This window comes from Acidovorax sp. LjRoot204 (assembly GCF_056175785.1).
In genome coordinates, this window is record NZ_JBGFFF010000018.1 from 23,295 (window position 1) to 46,454 (window position 23,160).

General features: G+C 65.9%; 22 protein-coding genes and 1 pseudogene. 14 read left to right on the forward strand and 9 right to left on the reverse strand.

The genetic code is table 11. The features are described from left to right. Positions 1 to 50: 50 nt before the first annotated feature. The 3 genes from AC04MI_RS05890 to AC04MI_RS05900 form a co-directional block, all read right to left on the reverse strand. Complete coding sequence (locus tag AC04MI_RS05890) at positions 51 to 656, reverse strand: ATP-dependent Clp protease proteolytic subunit (RefSeq protein WP_436076827.1); 606 nt, start codon at positions 654 to 656, stop codon at positions 51 to 53. 134 nt (positions 657 to 790) lie between these two features. Further along, the gene (locus AC04MI_RS05895; RefSeq protein WP_436076828.1) at positions 791 to 2,110 is read right to left on the reverse strand and encodes a flavin-dependent oxidoreductase; all 1,320 of its coding nucleotides are present in this window, start codon (positions 2,108 to 2,110) and stop codon (positions 791 to 793) included. A 232-nt stretch (positions 2,111 to 2,342) separates the two neighbouring features. Then, the gene (locus AC04MI_RS05900; protein WP_108499261.1) at positions 2,343 to 3,143 is read right to left on the reverse strand and encodes a nucleotidyltransferase domain-containing protein; all 801 of its coding nucleotides are present in this window, start codon (positions 3,141 to 3,143) and stop codon (positions 2,343 to 2,345) included. A gap of 162 nt (positions 3,144 to 3,305) precedes the next feature. On the opposite strand from AC04MI_RS05900, the gene AC04MI_RS05905 reads away from it, so the two are divergent. The 3 genes from AC04MI_RS05905 (at position 3,306) to AC04MI_RS05915 (ending at position 5,873) form a co-directional block, all read left to right on the forward strand. Next, positions 3,306 to 4,124, forward strand: a complete 819-nt coding sequence (locus AC04MI_RS05905) for a sigma-70 family RNA polymerase sigma factor (RefSeq protein WP_260668843.1) — start codon at positions 3,306 to 3,308, stop codon at positions 4,122 to 4,124. Positions 4,125 to 4,186: 62 nt separating this feature from the next. Further along, complete coding sequence (locus tag AC04MI_RS05910; protein WP_108499263.1) at positions 4,187 to 4,795, forward strand: YdeI/OmpD-associated family protein; 609 nt, start codon at positions 4,187 to 4,189, stop codon at positions 4,793 to 4,795. Positions 4,796 to 4,853: 58 nt separating this feature from the next. Continuing rightward, entirely contained in the window at positions 4,854 to 5,873 is a 1,020-nt protein-coding gene (locus AC04MI_RS05915) for an aldo/keto reductase (RefSeq protein ID WP_108499264.1), read from the forward strand. A 79-nt stretch (positions 5,874 to 5,952) separates the two neighbouring features. Here AC04MI_RS05915 and AC04MI_RS05920 read toward each other — a convergent pair whose 3' ends face one another. Both AC04MI_RS05920 and AC04MI_RS05925 read right to left on the reverse strand, forming a co-directional pair. Beyond that, entirely contained in the window at positions 5,953 to 6,873 is a 921-nt protein-coding gene (locus AC04MI_RS05920; protein ID WP_108499268.1) for an OmpA family protein, read from the reverse strand. A gap of 103 nt (positions 6,874 to 6,976) precedes the next feature. Then, the gene (locus AC04MI_RS05925) at positions 6,977 to 7,354 is read right to left on the reverse strand and encodes a DUF4398 domain-containing protein (RefSeq protein ID WP_108499265.1); all 378 of its coding nucleotides are present in this window, start codon (positions 7,352 to 7,354) and stop codon (positions 6,977 to 6,979) included. Positions 7,355 to 7,727: 373 nt separating this feature from the next. On the opposite strand from AC04MI_RS05925, the gene AC04MI_RS05930 reads away from it, so the two are divergent. After that, positions 7,728 to 8,831 carry a mechanosensitive ion channel family protein gene (locus tag AC04MI_RS05930; RefSeq protein WP_436076829.1) on the forward strand — a complete coding sequence of 368 codons (1,104 nt, stop codon included), beginning with the start codon at positions 7,728 to 7,730 and terminating at the stop codon, positions 8,829 to 8,831. Between the two features lie 112 nt (positions 8,832 to 8,943). On the opposite strand, the gene gap is transcribed toward AC04MI_RS05930, so the two are convergent. Further along, positions 8,944 to 9,942 carry a type I glyceraldehyde-3-phosphate dehydrogenase gene (gene gap / locus AC04MI_RS05935; RefSeq protein WP_099731861.1) on the reverse strand — a complete coding sequence of 333 codons (999 nt, stop codon included), beginning with the start codon at positions 9,940 to 9,942 and terminating at the stop codon, positions 8,944 to 8,946. Between the two features lie 88 nt (positions 9,943 to 10,030). Beyond that, positions 10,031 to 12,112 carry a transketolase gene (gene tkt, locus AC04MI_RS05940; protein WP_436076830.1) on the reverse strand — a complete coding sequence of 694 codons (2,082 nt, stop codon included), beginning with the start codon at positions 12,110 to 12,112 and terminating at the stop codon, positions 10,031 to 10,033. Positions 12,113 to 12,235: 123 nt separating this feature from the next. On the opposite strand from tkt, the gene speD reads away from it, so the two are divergent. The 5 genes from speD to pyk all read left to right on the forward strand — a co-directional run bounded on the left by speD (position 12,236) and on the right by pyk (position 17,137). Beyond that, positions 12,236 to 12,625 carry an adenosylmethionine decarboxylase gene (gene speD, locus AC04MI_RS05945; RefSeq protein ID WP_436076831.1) on the forward strand — a complete coding sequence of 130 codons (390 nt, stop codon included), beginning with the start codon at positions 12,236 to 12,238 and terminating at the stop codon, positions 12,623 to 12,625. Next, the gene (locus tag AC04MI_RS05950) at positions 12,622 to 13,398 is read left to right on the forward strand and encodes a nucleotidyltransferase family protein (RefSeq protein ID WP_436076832.1); all 777 of its coding nucleotides are present in this window, start codon (positions 12,622 to 12,624) and stop codon (positions 13,396 to 13,398) included. Before speD ends, AC04MI_RS05950 begins: the two co-directional genes overlap by 4 nt. Further along, positions 13,395 to 14,792, forward strand: a complete 1,398-nt coding sequence (locus tag AC04MI_RS05955) for an aminopeptidase P N-terminal domain-containing protein (RefSeq protein ID WP_436076833.1) — start codon at positions 13,395 to 13,397, stop codon at positions 14,790 to 14,792. The genes AC04MI_RS05950 and AC04MI_RS05955 overlap by 4 nt, the downstream gene beginning before the upstream one ends. A 20-nt stretch (positions 14,793 to 14,812) precedes the next feature. After that, positions 14,813 to 15,592: a CPBP family glutamic-type intramembrane protease gene (locus AC04MI_RS05960; protein WP_436076834.1), complete on the forward strand. Its 780-nt coding sequence runs from the start codon at positions 14,813 to 14,815 to the stop codon at positions 15,590 to 15,592. 108 nt (positions 15,593 to 15,700) lie between these two features. Continuing rightward, positions 15,701 to 17,137: a pyruvate kinase gene (gene pyk, locus AC04MI_RS05965; RefSeq protein ID WP_056743254.1), complete on the forward strand. Its 1,437-nt coding sequence runs from the start codon at positions 15,701 to 15,703 to the stop codon at positions 17,135 to 17,137. 73 nt (positions 17,138 to 17,210) lie between these two features. On the opposite strand, the gene AC04MI_RS05970 is transcribed toward pyk, so the two are convergent. Beyond that, positions 17,211 to 17,774 carry a phosphatase PAP2 family protein gene (locus AC04MI_RS05970; RefSeq protein ID WP_436076835.1) on the reverse strand — a complete coding sequence of 188 codons (564 nt, stop codon included), beginning with the start codon at positions 17,772 to 17,774 and terminating at the stop codon, positions 17,211 to 17,213. Beyond that, on the reverse strand, positions 17,767 to 18,528 hold the full coding sequence (locus AC04MI_RS05975) for a phosphatase PAP2 family protein (RefSeq protein ID WP_436076836.1): 762 nt from the start codon (positions 18,526 to 18,528) through the stop codon (positions 17,767 to 17,769). Before AC04MI_RS05975 ends, AC04MI_RS05970 begins: the two co-directional genes overlap by 8 nt. A 92-nt stretch (positions 18,529 to 18,620) precedes the next feature. Between AC04MI_RS05975 and AC04MI_RS05980 the strand changes: the two genes are divergently transcribed. The 5 genes and pseudogenes from AC04MI_RS05980 to pntA all read left to right on the forward strand — a co-directional run. Further along, positions 18,621 to 19,325, forward strand: coding sequence for a response regulator (locus AC04MI_RS05980; RefSeq protein WP_056068151.1), 705 nt, complete (start codon positions 18,621 to 18,623; stop codon positions 19,323 to 19,325). Continuing rightward, positions 19,322 to 20,713 (forward strand): histidine kinase dimerization/phospho-acceptor domain-containing protein, encoded by a 1,392-nt coding sequence (locus AC04MI_RS05985; protein WP_288850790.1) that lies wholly within the window; start codon positions 19,322 to 19,324, stop codon positions 20,711 to 20,713. Before AC04MI_RS05980 ends, AC04MI_RS05985 begins: the two co-directional genes overlap by 4 nt. 91 nt (positions 20,714 to 20,804) lie before the next feature. Beyond that, positions 20,805 to 21,869 carry a class II fructose-bisphosphate aldolase gene (fba, locus tag AC04MI_RS05990; RefSeq protein ID WP_436076837.1) on the forward strand — a complete coding sequence of 355 codons (1,065 nt, stop codon included), beginning with the start codon at positions 20,805 to 20,807 and terminating at the stop codon, positions 21,867 to 21,869. A 318-nt stretch (positions 21,870 to 22,187) separates the two neighbouring features. After that, entirely contained in the window at positions 22,188 to 22,913 is a 726-nt protein-coding gene (locus AC04MI_RS05995) for a hypothetical protein (RefSeq protein ID WP_436076838.1), read from the forward strand. Between the two features lie 63 nt (positions 22,914 to 22,976). Then, positions 22,977 to 23,160: pseudogene (pntA, locus tag AC04MI_RS06000) on the forward strand (Re/Si-specific NAD(P)(+) transhydrogenase subunit alpha); the annotation flags it as partial.

The window sequence follows — 23,160 nt, forward strand, 5'->3', positions numbered from 1 at the left end:
TTATATCAAGCGCCAGCAGCTATGCATTTGATAGTTAGGGGTGCCTGGCATCACTCCTTCAATGCCGCCTTGTGCTCGATGATGCGCGAGACCAGACCATAGTCCACGGCCTCTTCGGCCGACAGCCAGCGGTCGCGCTCGATGTCTGCCAGCACCACCTCCAGCGGCTTGCCGGTCTGCCGAGCGATGGTGGCTGCAATCCGCTCACGCGCTTTCACCATCTCGCGCGCCTGGATGGCGATGTCACTGGCCGGGCCGCCGGCGCCACCGCTGGGCTGGTGGATCAGAAAGCGCGTGTTGGGCAGGCAGAACCGCCGCTCGCGGGGTGCCGCCAGGTACAGGTGCGTGGCCGCGCTGCCCACCCAGCCGGTGCCAATCATGTTCACCGGCGCAGAAATGAAGCGCACCAGGTCATGGATCGTGTCGCCCGACTCCAGGTGCCCGCCGGGCGAGCTCACCAGCATGTCGATGGGCTCGGCGCTCTCGGCATCCAGCGCAATCAGCCGCCGCGCCACATCGGCGGCCAGGGTGTCGGTGATGGTGCCAAAGACCAGCAGGGTGCGGGCCTTGAAGGCTTTTTCTTCCAGGTAAGACGTGCGCGGTTCGGCGCCTTGGGTTGGGGCTGGAGCGGGTGTGGTGGTGTCTGGCGTGTCCATGGGGCAAGTCCTTGCGAGTGATAGGACTGCCTTGACGAACGAGAGACGCCGGGCGTGACATTTCTCTGCGCTTGCATATCCAGGCCAGCGCTGCATGGCGGACCCACTGGCCCGCACTGCACCCTTTGGACTGTTCAGCCTGCGGCCACGCGTTGCCCCGGCGCAATGGTGGGCGGCGCCGCATTCAGCGTCTCGATCGCAAAGCCCGCCGCCGCCTTGTAGCGGGCCATGAAGCCCTCGCGTTCCTCGCGCGGCAGCACGTCGTCGATGTGGTCGAACACCCCGCCGCAGCGCTCGTCCACCAGCCCCAGCAGACCAAACGGGCCGGAGCCCCGGTTGCGCAGCACCAGCGCAGAGATGTCCTTGCACAGCTTGTCGTCATAGGCACGCAGCGCCTGCGGGCCCACACCGTGCGCGATGAGCTGCGCCCCCAGCACGCGCGCATCCACGATGGCCTGGCTGGCACCGTTGGAGCCCACGGGGTACATCACATGCGCCGCGTCGCCCAGCAGCGCCACGCGGCCGTCTACCCAGGTGGGCACGGGGTCGCGGTCGATCATGGGGTACTCAAAAATGTCCTTGGCGCCGCGCAGCATGGCAGGCACGTCCAGCCAGCTGTAGTTCCAGCCCTCGAAGTGGTGGATGAACTCCTCCAGTGCCACGCGCCGGTTCCAGTCGCCCTGCTGCCAGCCGCCCTGGTTGTCGACCGTGATCTCGGCGATCCAGTTGATGGTGGCCAGGCCTGTGGCCGGGTCGGGCGGGGTGATGGGGTAGAACACCACACGGTGCCGCAGCGAGCCCACGCCCACAAACGACGCGCCCGTGCGCACCGGCACCCCCGGCGTGGTGCCGCGCCACATGATGGCACCGCCCCACTGGATGGGCGGCTGCGTGGGGTGCATCTGCGCCCGCACGGCCGAGTGCAGGCCGTCGGCGGCAATCAGCAGCGAGCCAGCTACCTCACGCTTCTCTCCGTCGCGTGTCTCGACAATGGCGGTGACGCCGTTTGCATCCTGCCGGTAGCCCACCACCCGCTGCCCCAGCTGCACTGCGTCGGTTCCCAGGCGCTCTCGCACCGCGTTGAACAGCATCATCTGCAGCTGCCCCCGGTGCACCGAATACTGGGGCCAGTGGTAGCCCGCCTCCAGCCCGCGTGGCTCGGCGTACACCTCGTTGCCGTTGCGACCCACCAGCGCCCATTCGCGCGCCTGCAGGCCAATCGTGTCCAGCACCTCGTTGCCAAACCCCAGGTCGTGCAGTTCTCGCACGGCGTTGGGCTGCAGGTTGATGCCCACGCCCAGCGGCTGCAGCTCGGGCACTGTTTCAAAGACGATGCAGGGCACGCCGATCTGGTGCAGGGTCAGGGCAGTGGCCATGCCACCGATGCCGCCGCCAGCTATCAGCACGGGGCGGGGCGAGGAGGGGGGTGAAGTAGGAGTAGGTGCGCCAGACATGCCGAGATTGTCCATGGAACGGCGGGTGGAGCTTGTCGCGGGGGGGAATAGCGGGTGGCTTTTTGCTGCGGGTTGTGCCCGTTCAGCCAGCCTTGTCAGGCGTAGCTACCTATGTTTCCCCCAGGCCAGAGGGTTAGGCTGCATTGCAACTGCTGGGTGACATTGGGGTGGGTGCTATCGGCCAGAACCGGAACTTGCGGCTCCAGGGTACGTGAAGAACGCCCCGGGGCCTTCAACCCATTTGGCTGCGTACTTGGTGCAAAAAATTCATGGCAACGTATTCGCCGTCTGTGTTCACTTTGACCGTCGACGCACGAAGGGTCCGATACGCCGCGATAGTGTTCTCCAGCGCTTCCAACAATGCGGGAGCATTCAGAGTAGCAACCGTGTTTGCCAGCAATGACGCCAACTCTGGCACTAGTTCTACCCGCCGAACACCGATGGGTGCCTTGCCCGCACGTTCAAGCCCAAGCGGACCAAGCACGCACCCGCGCAAAAAAGAGAAGAAGTCCAACGCCTCCTGCAGTTCTCCGCGGGCAATCTTCGAGGCGCCGTAGTGCACCCACACCCAGAATCGATCTTCGATCCACTGGTGGTCGGGCGGGGGAAATGCTCGCTTCCCGTGGGCTAGTGCCTCGGTCAGCCGCACATCGCGCTCCCACAACACGGTGGGTTGGTCGACCCGGTCTTTCAGATCCTCAATGCGAACAAACTTGAGGTCAACATGAAGGGCGGGTGGTCCGTAAAGGCAGATCAGTAAGCGTGGCTCGCCGACGTGCTCGCCTGTGAACGCTGCCACCAGCCGCCCGAGCTTGGAAGCGACTTGCTTGCGGCTCTGCATCACCTCGTCAAAGCTCGCGCCCTCGCACACGACGACCAAATCTAGATCGCTGTAGTCGTCCATCAGGTCTGCAGAATAGGAGCCGGCCGCTGCAACACCGACAACCCGGGAGTCTGCTGCCAAGATAGAGACGGCGCGATCGAGGAAATCGCGGTGGAGTTGGGGCGTGGAACGAGGGTGATGGATCAACATGTTGAGACTTTACAGAAGTCCGCCACACCGATCGATTGGTACGCTACGCGCAAGGTCTGCTTTGGGCCTGAGCCCTTCCTTCGACCCAACGCCGGATCCTTGCATTCGTCCATCAACTGCTGTCCTAGTCTGCTTTGGGTCTGCCTGTGGCACCATGCTCCGATGCGAAAAGACGAACACACCGTGGCGCTCGTAGGCGCCAGCCGCAGTGCCTTGGTGCGCGCCGCCACGCGCCTTCTAGGCCCGGCCGATGCTGAAGACGCGGTGCAGGACGCCTATGTGCGCGCGCTGGAGGCCAATGCCCCTGCGCTCAATGCTGCCCAGGCCTGGCTGCTGACTGTGGTGCGCAATCTGGCCATCGACCGTTTGCGGCGGCGCCAGTGGATGGCGCAATGGCTGGCTGAAGCCGTGCAGAGCGCGCACGCCGATGTCGCTGGCGCGGTCGCACCTTCTGCGGAGGCCGATGCGGCTCTTGCGCAGCAGGCCACGCTGGCGCTGCGGCGACTTGCCGAGTATGTGACGCCTGCGGAGGGCGCTGCGTTGCTGTTGCATGCTGTGTTCGACGCCAGCCATGCCGAGCTGGCGCAGGCCAGCGGTCGGTCTGAAGCAGCCAGCCGCCAGCAACTGCGCCGCGCCTTGCAGCGGCTGCGGCAGGCGCAGGAGGGCGACGAATCCAGCGATGAACCCAAGGGCGCCAACGCCGCAGTGCTGCGCCTGTATCTGCAGTCGCTGCAATCGCGAGACCCACAGACACTGTGGGCGCTGCTGCGCCAGCCGCCCGTCAGCGCGGGGGCGGTGCATGCCGCAGCCCAGGCGATGCAGCTTGTGCCACCGCGTGCCCAGCGCGCAAGCGCCACTGTGGGTGGGGTGGTGCAGGTAGGCGGGCAGTTGGGGCTGGTGCTCACGCTTGATGGTGTGACGCTGTGCGTGGTGCCGCTGGGACCACACGCCGAGCAAGTGCATGACGCCGTGGTGGCCTGACCCGCGCACCTGCAGCTGCAACTGGTAGGAAGAAGGCAAGACGGAAGGACGTTTGCAGCACCATGATCCAGCAGCCCGCGCCCACCTTCTTTGCCACCCCGCAGGCGTTCCGCGATTGGCTGGAGCGCCACGCCGCCAGCGCGACGGAGCTGCTGGTGGGTTTTCACAAGGTGGGCTCGGGCCGCCCCAGCTTGGGCTGGCCGGAGTCGGTGGACGAAGCGCTGTGCTTTGGGTGGATCGATGGCATTCGGCGGCGTATTGACGAGCACACGTATTCGATCCGCTTCACTCCGCGCAAGCCGTCGTCGATCTGGAGTGCGGTCAACATCGCCAAAGTGGAGCAGTTGCAGGCGGCAGGCCGCATGACGCCTGCGGGGCTGGCCGCCTTCGCGCACCGCAAGGCAGACAAGTCGGCCATTTACTCGCACGAGCAGGCGGGGGTGGCCGAGCTGCCGGTGGCGCTGCAACGCATTTTCCAGCGCAACAAGGCCGCGTGGCGGTACTTTCAGGAGTCCACACCGCCCAGCTACCGCAAGGTGATGCTGCACTGGGTCACATCCGCCAAACGCGATGCGACCCGGGAGGCGCGGTTTGCGCAGCTGGTGGCCGCTTGTGCTGCGGGCGAGCGCATTGAGCTGTGGGCGAAGCGGCCACCCGTTGCAAAGGCTTAGCCCAGCCTCCAAGCCCGAGCCACCCGGTGGGTTGCCTCGCTTGCCGTAAGCTCGCGGCATGCAACAAAGAAACCTTGGACCTTTCTCCGTCTCGGCCATCGGCCTGGGCTGCATGAACCTGTCGCACGCCTATGGCGCCCCGGTGTCTGCCGAGCAGGGCGAACGCGTGCTGCTGGCCGCGCTGGATGCGGGCGTGACGCTGTTTGACACCGCCACGCTGTACGGCTTTGGCGCCAACGAAACCCTGGTGGGCCGTGTGCTGAAGCAGCACCGCAGCCGTTTCACCCTGGCCAGCAAATGCGGCATGCAGGGCGTGGATGTGAATGGCGACGGCAAGCTGGTGCGCGTGATCGACGGCCGCCCCGCCACGCTGCGCCAGACCTGCGAAGACAGCCTGCGCCGTCTGCAGACCGACGTGATCGACCTGTACTACCTGCACCGCTGGGACAAGAAGGTGCCCATTGAAGACAGCATGGGCGCACTGGCCGACCTGGTGCGTGCGGGCAAGATCCGCAGCATCGGCCTGTCGGAGGTGTCGGCCGCCACGCTGCGCAAGGCGCACGCGGTGCACCCCATTGCTGCGGTGCAGACCGAGTATTCGCTCTGGACGCGCAACCCCGAGATTGCTGTGCTGGACGCCTGCCGAGAACTGGGCGCCGCCTTTGTGGCGTTCAGCCCCGTGGCGCGGGGCTTTCTGTGTGGCGATCTGCGCGATGTGAGCACGCTGGATGCCAAGGATATCCGCCGCGCCATGCCCCGTTTTGCGCCCGACGCCTATGCCGCCAATCTGAATCTGCTCGACGGCTATCAAGCCATTGCGCACGATATGGGTTGCACCCCCGCCCAGCTGGCGCTGGCGTGGCTGCTGCACAAGGCCGAGCACATCATTCCCATCCCAGGCACCACCAGTGTGGAGCATTTGCAGGACGACCTGGGTGCTGCCAACGTGCGGCTGGACGCCGCCACCATGGCGCGGCTGGATGCGCTGATCAACGAGCGCACGGTAGTGGGCCAGCGCTACAACGCACAATCCGCGAGCGAAGTCGATACCGAAACGTTTGAAGACCGCGCAGCGTAGGCGGCGCGGTCTTTGTGGGCTTCAGTGCAGGTTCACTGCAGCTTCAATACGGCTTCACGGTAGGACTTTTTGTGGGGCCTCAACGGCCTCGCAAATTGCCCTTGTCATCGGCAATCACGATCTCCACACGGCGGTTCATGGCGCGGCCTTCGGGCGACGCGTTGTCAGCCACCGGGTGGGCCTTGCCGTAGCCGCGTGCGGCGATGCGGCTGCTGTCCACGCCGCGCTGCACCAACGCATCGCGCACGGCCTGCGCGCGGCGGTCTGACAGGTCCTGGTTGTAGCTGTCGCCACCCACGCTGTCGGTGTAGCCCTCGATCAACAGCTTGCGGTCCGGGAACTGTTTGAGAAAGTTCGCCAGCTTGTCCAGGCGCGGGCCGGCCTGGGCCGAGAGTTCGGCCTTGTTGAAGGCAAACAGCACATCGCCCAAGGTCACCAGCAGGCCGCGTTCGGTCTGCTGGGCTTCGAGTTCGCGCAATTGCGCTTCGAGTGCGCGCACGCGGTCTTGTGCCGCATTGGCCTGGGCCATGGCAGCGGTGGCTTGCGCCTGCTGTTGTGCGGCGCGTTGCTCGGCGCTCATCGCCTGCTGCTGGGCTTGCTGGGCGCGCAGGCGGGCCGCGTCAGCCTCTTGGGTGCGGGCCTGCAGACGGATGCGGTCGGCTTCGCTGCCTGCCTGTTTGATGTTGGCATCGAGCTGGCGTGCGCGGGCTGCATTGGTGGCGATCTCGGCGCGTTGGCGGGCGATGTACGCCAGGTGGTTGGTCTCGGACGTGTCGCGGTCATCGGCCCACACGCGGTCGGCCTTGGCCAGTGCGTCGGTGGCTTGCTTCAGTTCGAGCTGCGCGTACTGGTTGACGGCCGGGTCTCCTGCAGCGGTGCTCACTGCGGTACGGGCCTCTTCCAGCGCGGGCGATGGGGTGGTGCTGGCGCAGGCGGCCAGCAGGCCAACGGCAATCAGGCTGGTGCACAGGGCGGTGGTTCGGTGAAAAAAGCGGTGCATGGTCAGGTGTTCCTTGAAATGGGGTGGGGCAATCGCGGGGGCCTCAACGGTGTGTGCCTGAGGCGAAGCCAGGGGGCGCGGTGGCCCCATGGTTGGCGCTGGCTCAGCGGGGCGATCGGCGGTTGATTTCTTCTTGCAGTGCGCGGATACCGTCTTGCACTTGGGCTAGGTTGGCGGCATTGCTGGCCGCGTCTGCGCGGGTTTCAGCGACACGGGCATCTACCTCGGCCTCAGCGGCCAGGCGGCGTGCCGCCACATAGTCCTTCTCTGCCATCGCTTTTTCGGCCTGCATCAGCTTCTCGCGTGCTTGCTGCAGCTGCACGGGGGAGCTGGTGGCCACAGCCGGGGCAGCCGCCACGCGGTTGACAGTGGTGCGGGTGACCGCCATCTGTTCGGTGGGCGCCGGGGTGGAAGAACAGGCGGCCAGTGCGCCCAGTGCGAGTGCCGCTGTGGCGGTACGGATCAATGCGGATGAATGCATGGTGTGGTGGACTCCTCTGGAGGTGGTTGGGTAGGCCGTACCGACGTATCGGGCGGGCCACCAGGGGGTTCTGGTGTTGATGCATTGTTGGGGCTCGCCCGGCAAGCAGGCGTAGGCCCTGCCTCTGTATTGCTGTGGGGCATGTCTTACGAACACTTGCAAACAAGTCGCCCACCATTTGCGTGAAGGAGAGTGGCTTGTTGCGTTCGGGAACTCTCATCTCCCCCACGTCTCGATCAATGACAGCACGCGCACGCAGCGTGTTGTTGCGGGTGCCCTTCACCCGTACGCCACGTCCCATGGCCGGGCCTCTGCGCGGGCGCTGCGCACGCCTGCTCCATCACCGCAACACAACGAAGAGGAGAGTTACTGCATGCCGCCATCCACCTTTTTCACCTGGGGCCAGGAGACCACCTTTGCGGGCGTGCCGCTATGGAGCCTGTGTGTGGCCCTGGCGGCGGCTGTGGCCACCTACGCAGCCATCCTCGTGGTGCTGCACCTGCTGACCCGCCGCGCCAAGGTGTGGGCCACGCAGTCGCACAGTGGCATGGCGCTGACCCTGGTGGATGTGCTGGAAGGCACGAGCCGCACGCTGATGCTGGTGGTGGCGCTGCTGGTGGGCGCAAGCCTGCTCGACCTGCCGGGCCGCTGGGAGAGCCGCCTGAGCCAGCTGTGGTTTGTGGCCGTGGCGCTGCAGATGGGCCTGTGGGGCATGCGCGCGATTGGCATTGGCGTACGCCGCTATGTGGAGCGGCACTCGTCCAGTGGCATGACGCAGGTCAGCGCCTCGGCCACGCTGATGTCGTGGGGGCTGCGCACACTGCTGTGGAGCGTGGTACTGCTGGCCATCTTGTCCAACGTGGGGGTGAACATCACGGCCTTCATCGCCAGCTTGGGGGTGGGCGGTATTGCCGTGGCGCTGGCGGTACAGAACATTTTGGGCGACCTGTTCGCATCGCTGGCGATTGCGGTGGACAAGCCTTTCGAGGTGGGCGACTTCATCGTGGTGGGCAATGTGTCGGGCACCGTGCAGGTGATTGGTCTCAAGACCACGCGCATCCGCAGTCTGCAGGGCGAGCAGATCGTGATGTCCAACACCGACCTGCTCAAGCAGACCATCAGCAACTTCCGCATGCTGGAGCGGCGGCGCATCGTGTTCACCTTTGGTGTGGCCTATGGCACCACCCCCGAGCAGGCCGAGGCCATTCCAGGCGTCGTGCGCAAGCTCATCGAGGCGCACCCGGAGCTGCGCTTTGACCGTGCACATTTCAAGGCGCTGGGCACCAACTCGCTGGACTATGAGGTGGTCTACATCGTCGAAGACCCGGCCTACAACCTCTACATGGACCTGCAGCAGTCCATCAACCTGGGGCTGCTGCGCGAGTTCAAAGCCATGGGCGTGGAATTTGCGTTTCCTACCCGCACGGTGCACATTGCCAGCGCGCCGCCGCAGGCGCCTGCCGCTGCCCTGCTCTGAGGCGGTGCAAGCCACCACAAACGCGCAGACGAAAAAAAGCCGGCGGCCTTTGCAGGCGACCGGCTTGAACAGGGTAGTTGCTTCTAGCGCTTTTTCAACTTTTCAGAAAAGCTTACTTGGCGACCACGCGCACCATTTCCAGACACTTGTTCGAGTAGCCCCATTCGTTGTCGTACCAGCTCACGACCTTCACGAAGGTGCCGTCCAGGGCAATGCCAGCGTCGGCATCAAAGATCGAGGTGCGGGTGTCGCCACGGAAGTCGGTGGCCACCACCTTGTCTTCGGTGTAGCCCAGAACGCCCTTCAGGGCGCCTTCGGACTGGGCCTTCATTTCGGCCTTGATTTCTTCGTAGGTGGCGGCCTTGTCCAGTTCCACCGTCAGGTCCACCACCGACACGTCGGAGGTGGGCACGCGGAAGGACATGCCGGTCAGCTTCTTGTTCAGGGCAGGAATCACCACTCCCACGGCCTTGGCAGCACCGGTGCTGGAGGGGATGATGTTTTCCAGAATGCCGCGGCCGCCGCGCCAGTCCTTGTTCGAAGGGCCGTCCACGGTCTTTTGCGTGGCGGTGGCGGCGTGCACGGTGGTCATCAGGCCGCGCTTGATGCCCCACTTGTCGTTCAGCACCTTGGCCACGGGAGCCAGGCAGTTGGTGGTGCACGATGCGTTGGAGATGATGGCTTGGCCCGCGTAGGTGTCGTGGTTCACGCCGAACACGAACATGGGGGTGTCGTCCTTAGAGGGGGCCGACAGGATGACCTTCTTGGCACCAGCGTCCAGGTGCTTCTGCGCGGTGACCTTGTCCAGGAACAGGCCGGTGGATTCGATCACCACGTCGGCGCCGACTTCGTTCCACTTCAGGTTGGCGGGGTCGCGCTCTTGCGTGAGGCGGATCTTCTTGCCATTGACGATCAGGGTGTTGCCCTCGACCGCCACGGTGCCCTTGAAGCGGCCGTGCACCGAGTCGTACTGCAGCATGTACGCCAGGTACTCAGGCTCCAGCAGGTCGTTGATGCCCACGACTTCGATGTCGCTGAAGTTCTGGATGGCCGAGCGCAGCACGTTGCGGCCGATGCGGCCGAAGCCGTTGATACCAATCTTGATCGTCATAGGGAGCCTCTTCAAAGTTGCAAAGTCGAAATCATGAATTGGCCGCCGCGCGCCCGCTGGCAGCGGTGCGCAGCGGGCAAAGGGCGTTTTACCGGGCCTTCTTGGCGGGCTTCAGGCGGGCTGCGCCGATGGCCACCAGCACTGCGTCGGCCACGTTCTCTTCGGTGAAGCCGAAGTGCTTGAACAGCACAGGCGCGGGGGCCGATTCGCCGTAGGTGTCGATGCCCACCACGGCGGCGCAGCCGTACTTCCACCAGCCGTCGGTCACGCCCATTTCCACGGCCACGCGCGGCACGCCCGCAGGCAGCACACTGCTCTTGTACTTGGCATCTTCGCGGTCGAAGGTGGTCGTGCTGGGCATGGAGACCACGCGAACGCCGATCTTCTTGTCGGCCAGCAGGCGCTGGGCCTTCAGTGCCAGCTGCACTTCAGAGCCGGTGGCAATGATCACGGCCACGGGCTTCTTCTTGAGGCCCACGTCGGCAGGCTCGCTCAGCACGTAGGCGCCGCGCGAGATGTCGCCCAGGTCGCGCTTGGGCGCGTAGGGCAGGTTCTGGCGCGACAGGGCCAGCGCGGTGGGCTTGTTGCGGTTGGACAGGGCCACGCTCCACGCCACAGCGGTTTCTGCCGTGTCGGCGGGGCGCCAGACATCCAGGTTGGGAATCAGGCGCAGGCTGGCCACGTGCTCGATGGACTGGTGCGTGGGGCCGTCTTCGCCCAGGCCGATGGAGTCGTGCGTGAACACGTGGATCACGCGTTGCTTCATCAGCGCAGCCATGCGGATGGCGTTGCGGCTGTAGTCGCTGAACGTGAGGAAGGTGCCGCCGTAGGGGATGAAGCCGCCGTGCAGCGCCACGCCGTTCATGATGGCGGCCATGCCGAATTCGCGCACGCCGTAGTTGATGTGGCGGCCACCGATCTTTTGGCCGTTTTCGAGCGCGGTCTGCACCACGTTGCCCTGCATGTCAAAGCGCAGATTGGGTGTGCTCTTGGTGTTGGTGAGGTTGGAGCCTGTCAAGTCGGCGCTGCCGCCCAGCAGTTCGGGCAGCGCAGCGGTGAAGGCTTCCAGCGCCAGCTGGCTGGCCTTGCGGCTGGCCACAGTCTCGCCCTTGGTGTGCGCTGCCACCACGGTGTCCACGGCCACTTGCGCAAAGTTGGCGGGGAGGTCGCCCTGCATGCGGCGGGTGTATTCGGCAGCCAGCTCGGGGAAAGCCTTGCTGTAGGCGGCAAACCGTTCGTTCCAGGTGGCTTCAGCGGCAGCGCCAGCGGCCTTGGCGTCCCAGCCGGCGTAAACATCTTCGGGGATCACGAAGGGCTCGCTGGTCCAGCCCAGTGCTTCGCGCGTGAGCTTGATTTCTTCGGCGCCCAGGGGCTCGCCGTGGGCCTTGGCGGTGTTCACGCGGTTGGGGCTGCCCTTGCCGATGTGTGTCTTGCACACGATGAGCGTGGGGCGCTCGGTCTGCTTCTTGGCTTCGACGATGGCTGCGGCCACCTTGTCGGCATCGTGGCCATCAATCGGCCCGATCACGTTCCAGCCGCTGGCCACGAAGCGCAGGGGGGTGTTGTCGGCAAACCAGGGAGCGACCTGACCGTCGATGCTGATGCCGTTGTCGTCGTACAGGGCGATCAACTTGTTGAGCTTCCAGGCGCCGGCCAGCGACACGGCTTCGTGGCTGATGCCTTCCATCAGGCAGCCATCGCCCAGGAAGGCGTAGGTGTGGTGGTCCACCACGGCGTGGCCTTCGCGGTTGAACTCGGCAGCCAGCAGCTTTTCGGCCAGCGCAAAGCCCACGGCATTGGTGATGCCCTGGCCCAGCGGGCCTGTGGTGGTTTCCACGCCGGGGGTGATGCCCACTTCGGGGTGGCCGGCGGTCTTGCTGTGCAACTGGCGGAAGTTCTTCAGCTCGCCGATGGGCAGGTCGTAGCCGGTGAGGTGCAGCAATGCGTACAGCAGCATCGAGCCGTGGCCGTTGGACAGCACAAACCGGTCGCGGTCAAACCACTGGGGGTTGATGGGGTTGTGCTTGAGGTGGCGAGCCCACAGGCCCACGGCCATGTCGGCCATGCCCATGGGGGCGCCGGGGTGGCCGGAGTTGGCTTGTTGAACGGCGTCCATGGCCAATGCGCGGATCGCATTTGCCATCTGTTGGGATTGCTGGGTGTTGGCCATGGGGGAGTGGTTCAGGGTGGGAGGTTCAGGGGAAACCCGGCATTTTACCGGCGCGGCTTTCACCCGCCTGAATCGGCCAGCAGCGCGCAGGGCGCAGGGCGTCAATGCACTACAGTGCGGGCCATGCAAGGACTGCACCTCACTGCCGATCTCCAGGGCTGCCGCTGCGCCAGTGCCTGGCTGCTGGACGCCACCGCCCTGGGCCGGGCCTGTACCGATGCGGTGCGCGCCGCCGGGCTGCAGGCCGTGGGGCAGTTGTTTCATGAATTTCCGGCCACAGCGCATGGCCCTGGTGGGGTGACAGCTACTGTTTTGCTAGCGGAGTCGCACCTTTGTGTGCACACCTGGCCCGAGCAATGCGCGGTGACGCTGGATGTGTATGTGTGCAACTTCGGCGCCGACCATTCGGCCAAGGCACATGCGCTGATGGACGCGCTGCTGGCCTTGTTCCAGCCCACGGCCGTGGATCGCCACGCGCTGCACCGGGGTGTGTTGAGCGGGGTGGCTGCATGAGTCCTGTTCACCACCAGGTGCCAGCCCTGCTGCTGGCCGCCGGCCGGGGCGAACGCATGCGCCCCCTGACCGACACCACGCCCAAGCCGCTGCTTCTGGTGCAGGGCCAGCCGCTGCTGCAGTGGCACCTGCAGGCCTTGCTGGATGCGGGTGTTGAGAGGGCGGTGATCAACACCGCATGGCTGGGTGGGCAGATCAGCGCGCATTTTTCTAGCATTTTTGCCTCCAAGCGCAGGAAAAATATGCCTGAGCAGCTATCAATTTCATACTCCCACGAAGGGGTGGACTTTGGTGGCGCCCTGGAAACCGCTGGCGGTATCGCCCGTGCATTGCCGCAGCTCGGCCCGGTGTTCTGGCTGGCCGCAGGCGATGTGTTTGCGCCCGATTTCGTGTTCGACAGCGCAGCGGTGGCGGCCTTCGAGGCCAGCGACCATCTGGCCCACCTGTGGCTGGCGCCCAACCCCACCCACAACCCGCGTGGCGACTTTGGCCTGTCGGCCGACGGCCTGGCGCTGAATCTACCCGCCGACGACGCCGCACCGCGTTACACCTACAGCACCATCGCCCTGCTGCGCGCCGAGCTGTTTGCAGCACCCTGGTGTGACATTCCGCCGGGCAATCCGGGCGGCATCAAAGCCCCGCTGGCGCCGCTGCTGCGCCGGGCGATGGACAATGGCCGCGTCAGTGCGCAGCTCTACACCGGCCGCTGGACCGATGTGGGCACGCCAGAGCGGCTGGCCGAACTCAATTCCTATTCTCACGACGCGCCATGAACACCACTGTGCCTGCCTCCGTCTATGCCCAGCGCCGTGCGCGCCTTGCTGCCCAGTTGGGCCCCGGGGGCATTGCCATCATTCCTACGGCGCTGGAGCGCCCGCGCAACCGGGACAGCGACTTTCTGTTCCGCCACGACAGCTACTTCTACTACCTGACAGGCTTTACCGAGCCTGGCGCCTGCCTGGTGCTGGCGCACGATGGCCGCAGTACGCTGTTCTGCCAGCCCAAGGACCTGGAGCGTGAGATCTGGGACGGCTACCGCCTGGGGCCGGCTGCTGCGCCGGCGGCCTTGGGCGTGGACGCCGCGCATTCGATGGCCGAACTGGACAGCAAACTGCCGCGCCTGCTCGAAAACACGGCCTGCGTCTGGTATCCGTTTGCCACGCACAGCGGTCTGGCCGCGCGCGTGGAGGGCTGGCTCAATGTGGTGCGGGGGCGTGTGCGCTACGGCGCCATCTGCCCTGCCGAGCAGAACGATTTGTGCACGCTGCTCGACGAGATGCGCCTGTTCAAGGACGCGCATGAGCAGGACATCATGCGCCGTGCCAGCGCCATCAGTGCGCAGGCCCACATCCGCGCCATGCAGCGCTCGGCCCGCATGCTGCGCGCCGGGGAGGATGTGCGTGAATACCACCTGGATGCCGAGCTGCTGCATGCGTTCCGCGACGCGGGCTCGCAGTACCCGGCCTACAGCTCCATCGTGGCCGCCGGTGCCAACGCCTGCGTGCTGCACTACCGCGCCGATGCAGCCCCGGTGCGCGATGGCGAGCTGGTGCTGATCGACGCGGGCTGCGAGCTGGACAGCTACGCCAGCGACATCACCCGTACCTTTCCCGCCAACGGCAAGTTCACGGGCCCGCAGCGCGCGCTGTACGACCTGGTGCTGGCCAGCCAGGACGCGGCCGTGGCTGCCACCAAGGCGGGTGCCCGCTTCAACGACCCGCACGACGCCACGGTGGCCGTGCTGGCGCAGGGCATGCTGGACCTGGGCCTGCTCGACAAGAACAAGGTGGGCACCGCGCAGGACGTGATCGACAAGCGCGCCTACTTCCAGTTCTACATGCACCGCACCAGCCACTGGCTGGGCATGGACGTGCACGACTGCGGCAGCTATGTGGAGCCCGGCGAGGTGGGCCAGACCAGCGAACGCAAAGACCCGCTCTCGGGCGAAACGATCACCAATCGCCCCAGCCGCATCCTGCGGCCCGGCATGGTGCTGACCATCGAGCCCGGCATCTACGTGCGCCCCGCCGACGGCGTGCCCGAGCAGTTCCACAACATCGGCATCCGCATCGAAGATGACGCCATCGTCACCGAGACGGGTTGTGAGCTGATCACGCGCGGTGTCCCGGTGAAGGCCGACGAGATCGAAGCGCTGATGCGCGCCTGAGCGTGGGCAAAACCAGGGCCGTGGACAACACTGCCGGGGCAGACGCGGCGCGCGCTCCGGCGCAACCCGGCAAGTGGCGGCTGGGCGGTGCGCTGTGGCTGCTGGGCATGCCCGGCGTGGTGGCGGTGGTCTGGACGCTGCTGCCCACCTTGAAGGCAAACGCAGCCCTGCTGCCGCTGCCGCCAGAGGTTGTGCTTTTGCTCAGCGGGTTGCAGACGTCGGTGCTCTTGACGCTGGCCGTGGCGCTGGGGGTGTGGCTGTCGCCCCGCGTGGGTCTGCAGGCGCCCGCCGTGTCTGCCTGGTTGACCGGCCGACCCGCAGGGCCTGCACTGGGGGCCCAACTGCTGCCCGGCATCGTGGGCGGTGTGGCGGGCGCAGCGTGGCTGTGGGCGCTGTCCCGGCTGGCGCCCACGGCGCTCCAGCCCTCCGATCCTGCCAGTGCGATGCCGCTGGTGGTCAAGCTACTGTACGGCGGCATTACTGAAGAGCTGCTGGTGCGCTGGGGTGTGATGACCCTGCTGCTGTGGCTGGGCTGGCGCCTGTTGCAGCGTGGTCAGGGCAGACCTGGCAAGGGGCTGGTGGCTGTGGCGGTGCTATTGAGCGCTGTGTTGTTTGCCGTGGGGCATCTGCCTGCTGCGCAGGCGTTGGCCGGAGTGTTGACCGTGTCCGTGGTGGTGTTCGTGCTGGTGGGCAACACGGCCTTTGGTCTGGTGGCGGGCTGGCTCTATGCGCGCCACGGCCTGGAGGCCGCGGTCATTGCGCACGTGCTGGCACATCTGCTGTCATCTCCGCTGCTCTGAGAGGCCGAGTCACGGTGCCGCTGCACGGGGTAACTCGCATGTAACCGCTTCGTGTGAGAATTGAAACTCGATTACATCCCCAACGACCGAGAGAAAAGAGACATGTCCATGCCTACCCGCCGCGCCACCAAGATTGTTGCCACCCTGGGTCCTGCATCGAGCGACCCGGCGCTGCTGGAGGCGATGATCCGAGCGGGGGTGAACGTGGTGCGGCTGAACTTCAGCCACGGCAAGGCGCAGGACCACATCGATCGCGCCGCCACGGTGCGTGCCGCCGCCCAGCGCGCAGGCCGCGAGGTGGCCATCATGGCCGACCTGCAGGGCCCCAAGATCCGCGTGGGCAAGTTTGCCGAGGGCAAGGTGCAGCTGGAATCGGGTGCCAAATTCGTGCTCGACGCCTCGCGCACCGAGCTGGGCGACATCGAAGGCGTGGGGCTGGACTACAAGGAGCTGCCGCGCGACGTGAAGGCGGGCGACCTGTTGCTGCTCAACGATGGCCTGATCGTGCTCACCGTGGATGCGGTGCGGGGCGAAGAAGTACACACCACCGTCAAGGTGGGCGGCGAGCTGTCGAACAACAAGGGCATCAACAAGAAGGGCGGCGGCCTTACGGCACCGGCCTTGACGGCCAAGGACATGGAAGACATCCGCACGGCCATGAGCTTCCAGGCCGACTATGTAGCGGTGAGCTTTCCCAAGAACGCGACCGACATGGAGATGGCGCGCCAGCTGTGCAACGTGGCCGCGTCCGAGTACCGCCACAAGCCGGGCCTGATCGCCAAGATCGAGCGCGCCGAGGCCATCCCGCACCTGGAGGCCATCTTGCGCGTCTCTGACGGCATCATGGTGGCGCGTGGCGACCTGGCGGTAGAAGTCGGCAACGCGGCCGTGCCCGCGCTGCAAAAGAAGATGATCCGCATGGCGCGCGAGCTGGACAAGGTCGTGATCACCGCCACGCAGATGATGGAAAGCATGATCACCAACCCCGTGCCCACGCGTGCCGAGGTGAGTGATGTGGCCAACGCCGTGCTGGATGGCACGGACGCCGTGATGCTGAGTGCCGAGACGGCCGCAGGCCGCTACCCGCTCGAGACCGTGGAAGAGATGGCCACCATCTGCGCAGCGGCCGAAGCGGCGGAAGACCACCAGCTCGATGCCGACTTCACCGGCCAGACCTTTGGCCGCATCGACCAGTCCATTGCCATGGGCGCGTTGTTTACCGCCCACCACCTGGGCGCCAAGGCCATTGTCGCCATGACCGACAGTGGCGCGACGGCACTGTGGATGAGCCGGCACAGCATCCGCATTCCCATTTATGCGCTGACCCCCAAGGTGGCCACGCAACGCAAGATGGCCATGTACCGCAACGTGCGCCCTTTGCTGATGGACACCAGTGCCGACCGCGACACCGCGCTGGATCAGGCAGAGCGCCACCTCAAGAGCCGCAACATCGTGCAAAAGGGGGACGTGTACGCCATCACCTGCGGTGAGCCCATGGGCGCACCCGGCGGCACGAACATGCTGAAGATCTGCGTGGCCAGCTGACCGATCGAGGGGTTGTACCCTCACCGCTGCGGGGCCGCGTCCCGGGCAAGAGTCCGGCGGCGCTGGGCGGCGGTCAGTGCGCGTTGCCTTGTGGCGACTTGTGCTGCAGGGCTGCTTGCCAGCGCGGTGCGCGCGCGGCCAGTGCGTGGATGGCCGCCGCTGCCAGACCACCGGTGACCAGGCCCGCCAGCACATCAGACGGGAAGTGCACTCCCAGGCAGACGCGGCTCCACACCATGGCGGCTGTGACCGCCGCGGCCAGCCAGGTCAGCCCGCGGACCGGCCGCAGGGCGAGACTGGCCGCCAGCGCGGCGGCTCCCGCCACATGCATGCTGGGAAAGCCTGCGCGCGCGGCGTGCTCGATCCACTGGACGCCAATGCCCAGCTGCGCAGGCCGCGGCGCCGGCACCGCCAGTCGCAACATCTGTACTCCTACCCACGCCAGGGCCATGGACGCGAGCGCCAGTGCCAGGGCGCGCCGCTGCGCTGCGTTGCCCAGCACAAAGCTGCCGAGTAGCAGGCCGCCCATGGCGGTGGGTAGTTGCTGTGACACCCACCGTGCCACCGTCACCACGGCAGGCAAGGTCGCGGCGTCGGCATTGAGGGCCTGAAACAGGACCAGATCGAGTTCAAGCATGGGAGCTGTCCGGTGGCGTGGTGGTGCTGGCGAAATGCGGGAAGCGTGGACGCAGAGCCGTGGCCGCCAGGTCGCAAAGCCAGCCGGTGACCCAGCACAGCCAGCCCGTCCACAGTGTGTGGCTCATGAAATGGGCGCCCCGCACCTGCTGGGCTGCACCCAACACGAATCCCGCCAGCAACGCACCCGCCAACCACCAGCGTGCGGCCGACGGTACCTTGTGGCGCAATGCGAAGTAGCCTCCCAAAAAGGCGAATCCCGCCGACGCATGGCCCGCCGGAAAACAGCGGCCGCTACCGCCATCGAGCACGCCCAGCGCCCAGTGCGACACATGGCGCGCCACGCCGCCAAATTGTGCGAGGTCCCACGGGCAACTGGTGGCGCTGAGGTTCTTGGTGATGCTGACCACGGCCAGCGAGAGCAGGGCGCTCACGGCCATCTGCAGGCGCTCGCTGGCGTCCAGCTTGCGCAGAAAGCCGCGCGGCCACCACACGCTCAGCGCCAGCAGGAGCACCAGCAGCCAGCCCAGACGGCGGGCGCCTTCATGCAGCACCTGCACAAAAAACCACTGGTCCCGCATCGGAAACCCGTTGGACGATCCAAACACCTGCGCAAACGCCAGGTCCTGCCCTGCGGCATCCCAGGCCACCACACAGGCCAGAGCGCCCAGGGTCCAGAAAAGCAGCGTGTGGCGGTGAGAGGGGGCGTGGGGTGTGATGGGCGCGATGGAGGGCGCGACGGGCGAAGGCTGCATGTGCCGGAAGATAGGCGGGCGTACTTAACGCCGTCTTAAAGCCGGTGCCGCCCTTGTCCGGCCCCTGTCCGATGGGCTGCGACAATGCCTGCATGCGAATACTCGTGGTCGAAGACGATGCGGGCATAGCCAGTGGCCTGCGCAGCAATCTGCAGCAACGCGGCTATGCGGTGGATGTCAGTGACGGCGTCGCCAGTGCCTGGAGTGCCCTGCGCGCCGAGCGTTTTGACGCTGTGCTGCTGGACCTGGGGTTGGTGGACGGTGACGGTAGCGAACTGCTACGGCGTCTGCGCCTGAGCCCGCCCGCCACCGGGGCTGCATCGGCAGCTCTGCCGGACCCCGCTACGCCGGTCCTCATCGTCACGGCGCGTGACCAGGTGCACCAGCGCATCGCTGGGCTGGACCAGGGCGCCGATGACTACTTGACCAAACCCTTTGATGTGGATGAGTTGGACGCGCGTTTGCGGGCGCTACTGCGGCGCGCGGCGGGACGGACGTCGCCCACCATTCGTCTGGGCGATATCGAGCTGGATCCAGCGACCCGCACGGTGCGCCAGCAAGGCAAACCCGTGGAAATGTCTCCGCGCGAGTTTTCCGTGTTGTTGGTGCTGCTGGAGGCGCGGGGTCGGGTGCTGTCGCGCCAGCAGATCGAGGAACGCCTGTACAGCTGGGATGCCGCTGTGGAGAGCAATGCGGTCGAGGTCCACATCCACCACTTGCGCCGCAAGCTGGGCAGTGCCTGTATCCAGACCATGCGCGGGGTGGGTTACTTCATGCCGCAGGAGAAACCCCCGTGAACGCACCCACCGCTCCTCGCCCGGCGCCAGCGCGTCGCCCATCGCTGACCCGGCAACTGTTGCTGTGGTCCCTGGGGGCACTGGCCATTGTCTGGGGCAGCTTCGTCTTCATTGGCTACCAGACCGGTGTGCATGAGGCCGACGAGCTGACCGACGGGCACCTGGCCAGCGTGGCCGCGCTGCTGCTCAACCTGCGGGCCACCGAGGCGATGCAAGGCCCGCAGCGTACCGAGCGCACCCCCACGCCCTGGCTCAAGTCGCACGACTACCAGCAGACCATCAGCGTGGTGCAGTGGGATGCGCAGGGGCGGGTGCTATCCCTCACGGGTTCGGTGCCCGAGCCGCCTTTCAGCGATGCCGAGGGGTTTGCCGACCTCACGCTGGGCCCGGACAAGGTGGCCTGGCGCAGCTTCTCGCAATGGGATGCGGAGCGCACCCGCAAGATCATGGTGATGCTTGAGCTGCGCGAGCGGGACGAGCTGGCGGATGACATTGCCGGACAGCTCATCGAGCCCGGTCTGTGGTTGCTGCCTGTGGTGTCTCTGGCTCTGGGGCTCGCGCTGTGGCGCGGCTTGCGGCCTTTGTACGCGCTGTCGGCCGACGTGGCAGCGCTGGACCCGACCAGTACCCAGCGACTGGCATCGCGCCATGCCTGGAACGAGTTCGAGTCGGTCGTGGCATCGATCAATACCTTGCTGGACCGCCAGCAGGTCGCCATGGTGCGCGAGCGCCGCCTGGCCAATGAGGTGGCCCACGAATTGCGCACCCCGCTGTCCTCCATCGCGCTGCAGGCCAGCGCCCTGGCGGGGGAGCTGACGGAAGAGGCCCGGGCCCAGTCGCTGGCGCGCATCGGCCAGGATGCTCTGCGTGCGGGTCACGTTCTCAACCAGCTGCTGGCCCTGGCCCGCGCCAGCCGGGCCGAGCTGCACGAAGCCAAGGCGCCCGTGGACCTGAGCGCACTGGCGCGGTCGGTGTGCGCCGACTATGCCCAGGCGGCGTGGAAACGCGGCGACGACCTGGCCCTGTCGGCCCCGCCCGCGCTCACCGTGCCCGGCCATGCGGTGTTGCTGGACATCGCAGTGCGCAATCTGGTGGAAAACGCGCTCAAGCACACGCCCGAAGGCACCCAGATCGCCGTCCAGTTGGGCATGGCGGACGCTGGTGGCGTGTGGCTACAGGTGTGTGATGACGGGGCGCGCCCGCAGGCCGGCGGCGCACCGGGCCGTGCGGCGGCGGTGCCGGTGGACAGCCTGCATCTGGGGCACGAAATCCTGCGCCGCGTGGCGGACATTCACGGGGGGCACTTTGGCGCAGCCCCTGCACCGGCGCCCTTTACCACCTGCTACCGGTTGGATTTGCCATCGCCCTCCGTGTCGGCCCCCGGTTAAAATTGCGAGTTACCAAGCGGTTACCACCGCATTGCCGGGCGCTATAGCGCCTCGCCCCCTCCTTCATCAACCCACCACGGACCCCACGACCATGCCCCTCGTTTCGATGCGCGAACTGCTCGACCATGCCGCTGCCAACAGCTATGGCATCCCTGCCTTCAACGTCAACAACCTGGAGCAGGTGCAGGCCGTGATGGCTGCTGCGGACGAAGTGGGCGCTCCCGTCATCCTGCAGGCCAGCGCTGGCGCGCGCAAGTACGCGGGCGAACCCTTCATCAAGCACCTGATCCAGGCGGCGGTCGAGGCCTTCCCCCACATCCCGCTGGTGATGCACCAGGACCACGGCACCTCGCCCAAGATTTGCCAGGGTGCCATCGACCTGGGCTTTGGCTCGGTGATGATGGACGGCTCGCTGATGGAAGACGGCAAGACCCCTTCGTCCTTCGACTACAACGTTGAAGTGACGCGCAAGGTGGTGGACATGGCGCACAAGGTGGGCGTTACGGTCGAAGGCGAACTGGGCTGCCTGGGCAACCTCGAAACCGGGGACGCGGGCGAAGAAGACGGCATTGGTGCCGTCGGCAAGCTCGACCACAGCCAGATGCTGACCGATCCCGAAGAAGCCGCCGTGTTTGTGAAGGCCACACAGTTGGACGCCCTGGCCATCGCCATCGGCACCAGCCATGGCGCCTACAAGTTCAGCCGCAAGCCCACGGGCGACATCCTGGCCATCAGCCGCGTGAAGGAAATCCACCAGCGCATCCCCAACACCCACCTGGTAATGCATGGCTCCTCGTCGGTGCCTGCCGAGTTGCTGGCCATCATCAACCAGTACGGCGGCAAGATGAAGGAAACCTACGGCGTGCCCGTCGAGGAAATCCAGGAAGCCATCAAGCACGGCGTGCGCAAGATCAACATCGACACCGACATCCGCCTGGCGATGACGGGCGCGGTGCGCAAGTTCCTGTTTGAAAACCCCGACAAGTTCGACGCCCGCGAATGGCTCAAGCCCGCTCGCGAAGCGGCCAAGCAGGTGTGCAAGCAGCGTTACCTGGAGTTCGGCTGCGATGGCCAGGGCAGCAAGATCAAGGGCCTGAGCCTGCAGGCCGTGGCCGCCCAGTACGCCTCGGGTGCGCTGGCCCAAGTGGTGAACTGATCGTTGGCACCAGGCCCTGCGGGGCCGCTGCCCAGCCTGGCTGCTTTGTGCTGCCAGGCTTTTTTTTTGCCTGTTTGCGGGGGGAGACTGGGGAGTTCCCTCTACTGCAGACAAAGGCGACAGCGACAAGATTTTCTTCATGTAAGCTCGTGGTCAGCTTGCCCACCGGCAGCGCCGCAAGAAGTGTCCGATACCAGGGCGCTTTCAACACATTTTTCACCAGCTACACCGAGTTGGTTGTTGCATGGCAGAAGCCGTCGAGGGACGGACTTGGGTGCCGTGGGATGATTGAAGGCGAATTCGTATGAACCTTTCTCTATGACTCTGACCATTTCAAAGTTCCGGCGGCTGTTGCCTGTGTTGGCTGTGACGGTGTTCACGGTGGCGTGCGCGCCCCTGACCGTTCCTCCCAAGTCCGAATATCCAGTCGGGCGTGCCCGCCTTGTACTGCCGCCGGGGGCCTGGCAGGACCTGGGTACCTCCGAGGAAGCCATTGCAGGCTCCGGAGGACGTATTGCGCTCCAGACCCGCGATGTGGGCTTGCGGAATGCGCAGGGAGACTGGCTGGCCGTGTTGCGCGTGCAGACCAACCGCGCAGGAGACCTGAGTGGTTCTCCGCAGGGCATCGGTTATTGCCCCACCCAGCAGGACGTCACCGTGGAGGATGGCGCTGCAGGCAGCCCCGTGCGCGCAGACTGTCTGCGCCTCAAGCGGTGGGGAAGCAGTTCCCAGTGGCTGGACAAGAACCGGCCGGACCTTGTCGAGTGGCTCAGCACCCGCCAGATCACTCTGACCCAGCCCTATACCTATCTGAGCTATCGCTACGTGACGGAGGCGGGTGCCTGGGTGAAGATCGATGCCTTGGTGGACCAGCGGCTGTTGCGTCCGGCTACGCGCAATAACGAGGAGTTCCTTGTGGCGGGAAGACCCGCGCTGCAATGGGGGCGTGACCTGGCCCAGGCCGTGCGCCTGAGCTCCGGCATGGTGGACGGCCACCTGGCCATTCCGCCCTTCCCGTTCCCTGCGCCCACATCCAAACCCTAGCGCGCCAGTCCTCCCCTGCCTGGCGGCCTTGCATAACGATTACGAAACTCGAGGAGACCTCTGATGCAGACAAGCCCCGTCCCGCAGCCGCAGCGTATCGGCGTGCCAAGGGAAATCTTTCCCGGTGAAAAGCGCGTGGCCACCGTGCCCGATGTGGTGGAGAAGCTGATCAAGCTGGGCTTCACTGTCACGGTGGAGTCGGGGGCAGGGGATGCCGCCAACTTCAGTGACGACGCCTACCGCGCTG

Coding starts and splice junctions, on each gene's coding strand:
- AC04MI_RS05890 (WP_436076827.1), bottom strand. CDS start 656: ATGGACACGCCAGACACCACCACACCCGCTCCAGCCCCAACCCAAGGC.
- AC04MI_RS05895 (WP_436076828.1), bottom strand. CDS start 2,110: ATGTCTGGCGCACCTACTCCTACTTCACCCCCCTCCTCGCCCCGCCCC.
- AC04MI_RS05900 (WP_108499261.1), bottom strand. CDS start 3,143: ATGTTGATCCATCACCCTCGTTCCACGCCCCAACTCCACCGCGATTTC.
- AC04MI_RS05905 (WP_260668843.1), top strand. CDS start 3,306: ATGCGAAAAGACGAACACACCGTGGCGCTCGTAGGCGCCAGCCGCAGT.
- AC04MI_RS05910 (WP_108499263.1), top strand. CDS start 4,187: ATGATCCAGCAGCCCGCGCCCACCTTCTTTGCCACCCCGCAGGCGTTC.
- AC04MI_RS05915 (WP_108499264.1), top strand. CDS start 4,854: ATGCAACAAAGAAACCTTGGACCTTTCTCCGTCTCGGCCATCGGCCTG.
- AC04MI_RS05920 (WP_108499268.1), bottom strand. CDS start 6,873: ATGCACCGCTTTTTTCACCGAACCACCGCCCTGTGCACCAGCCTGATT.
- AC04MI_RS05925 (WP_108499265.1), bottom strand. CDS start 7,354: ATGCATTCATCCGCATTGATCCGTACCGCCACAGCGGCACTCGCACTG.
- AC04MI_RS05930 (WP_436076829.1), top strand. CDS start 7,728: ATGCCGCCATCCACCTTTTTCACCTGGGGCCAGGAGACCACCTTTGCG.
- gap (WP_099731861.1), bottom strand. CDS start 9,942: ATGACGATCAAGATTGGTATCAACGGCTTCGGCCGCATCGGCCGCAAC.
- tkt (WP_436076830.1), bottom strand. CDS start 12,112: ATGGCCAACACCCAGCAATCCCAACAGATGGCAAATGCGATCCGCGCA.
- speD (WP_436076831.1), top strand. CDS start 12,236: ATGCAAGGACTGCACCTCACTGCCGATCTCCAGGGCTGCCGCTGCGCC.
- AC04MI_RS05950 (WP_436076832.1), top strand. CDS start 12,622: ATGAGTCCTGTTCACCACCAGGTGCCAGCCCTGCTGCTGGCCGCCGGC.
- AC04MI_RS05955 (WP_436076833.1), top strand. CDS start 13,395: ATGAACACCACTGTGCCTGCCTCCGTCTATGCCCAGCGCCGTGCGCGC.
- pyk (WP_056743254.1), top strand. CDS start 15,701: ATGCCTACCCGCCGCGCCACCAAGATTGTTGCCACCCTGGGTCCTGCA.
- AC04MI_RS05970 (WP_436076835.1), bottom strand. CDS start 17,774: ATGCTTGAACTCGATCTGGTCCTGTTTCAGGCCCTCAATGCCGACGCC.
- AC04MI_RS05975 (WP_436076836.1), bottom strand. CDS start 18,528: ATGCAGCCTTCGCCCGTCGCGCCCTCCATCGCGCCCATCACACCCCAC.
- AC04MI_RS05980 (WP_056068151.1), top strand. CDS start 18,621: ATGCGAATACTCGTGGTCGAAGACGATGCGGGCATAGCCAGTGGCCTG.
- fba (WP_436076837.1), top strand. CDS start 20,805: ATGCCCCTCGTTTCGATGCGCGAACTGCTCGACCATGCCGCTGCCAAC.
- AC04MI_RS05995 (WP_436076838.1), top strand. CDS start 22,188: ATGACTCTGACCATTTCAAAGTTCCGGCGGCTGTTGCCTGTGTTGGCT.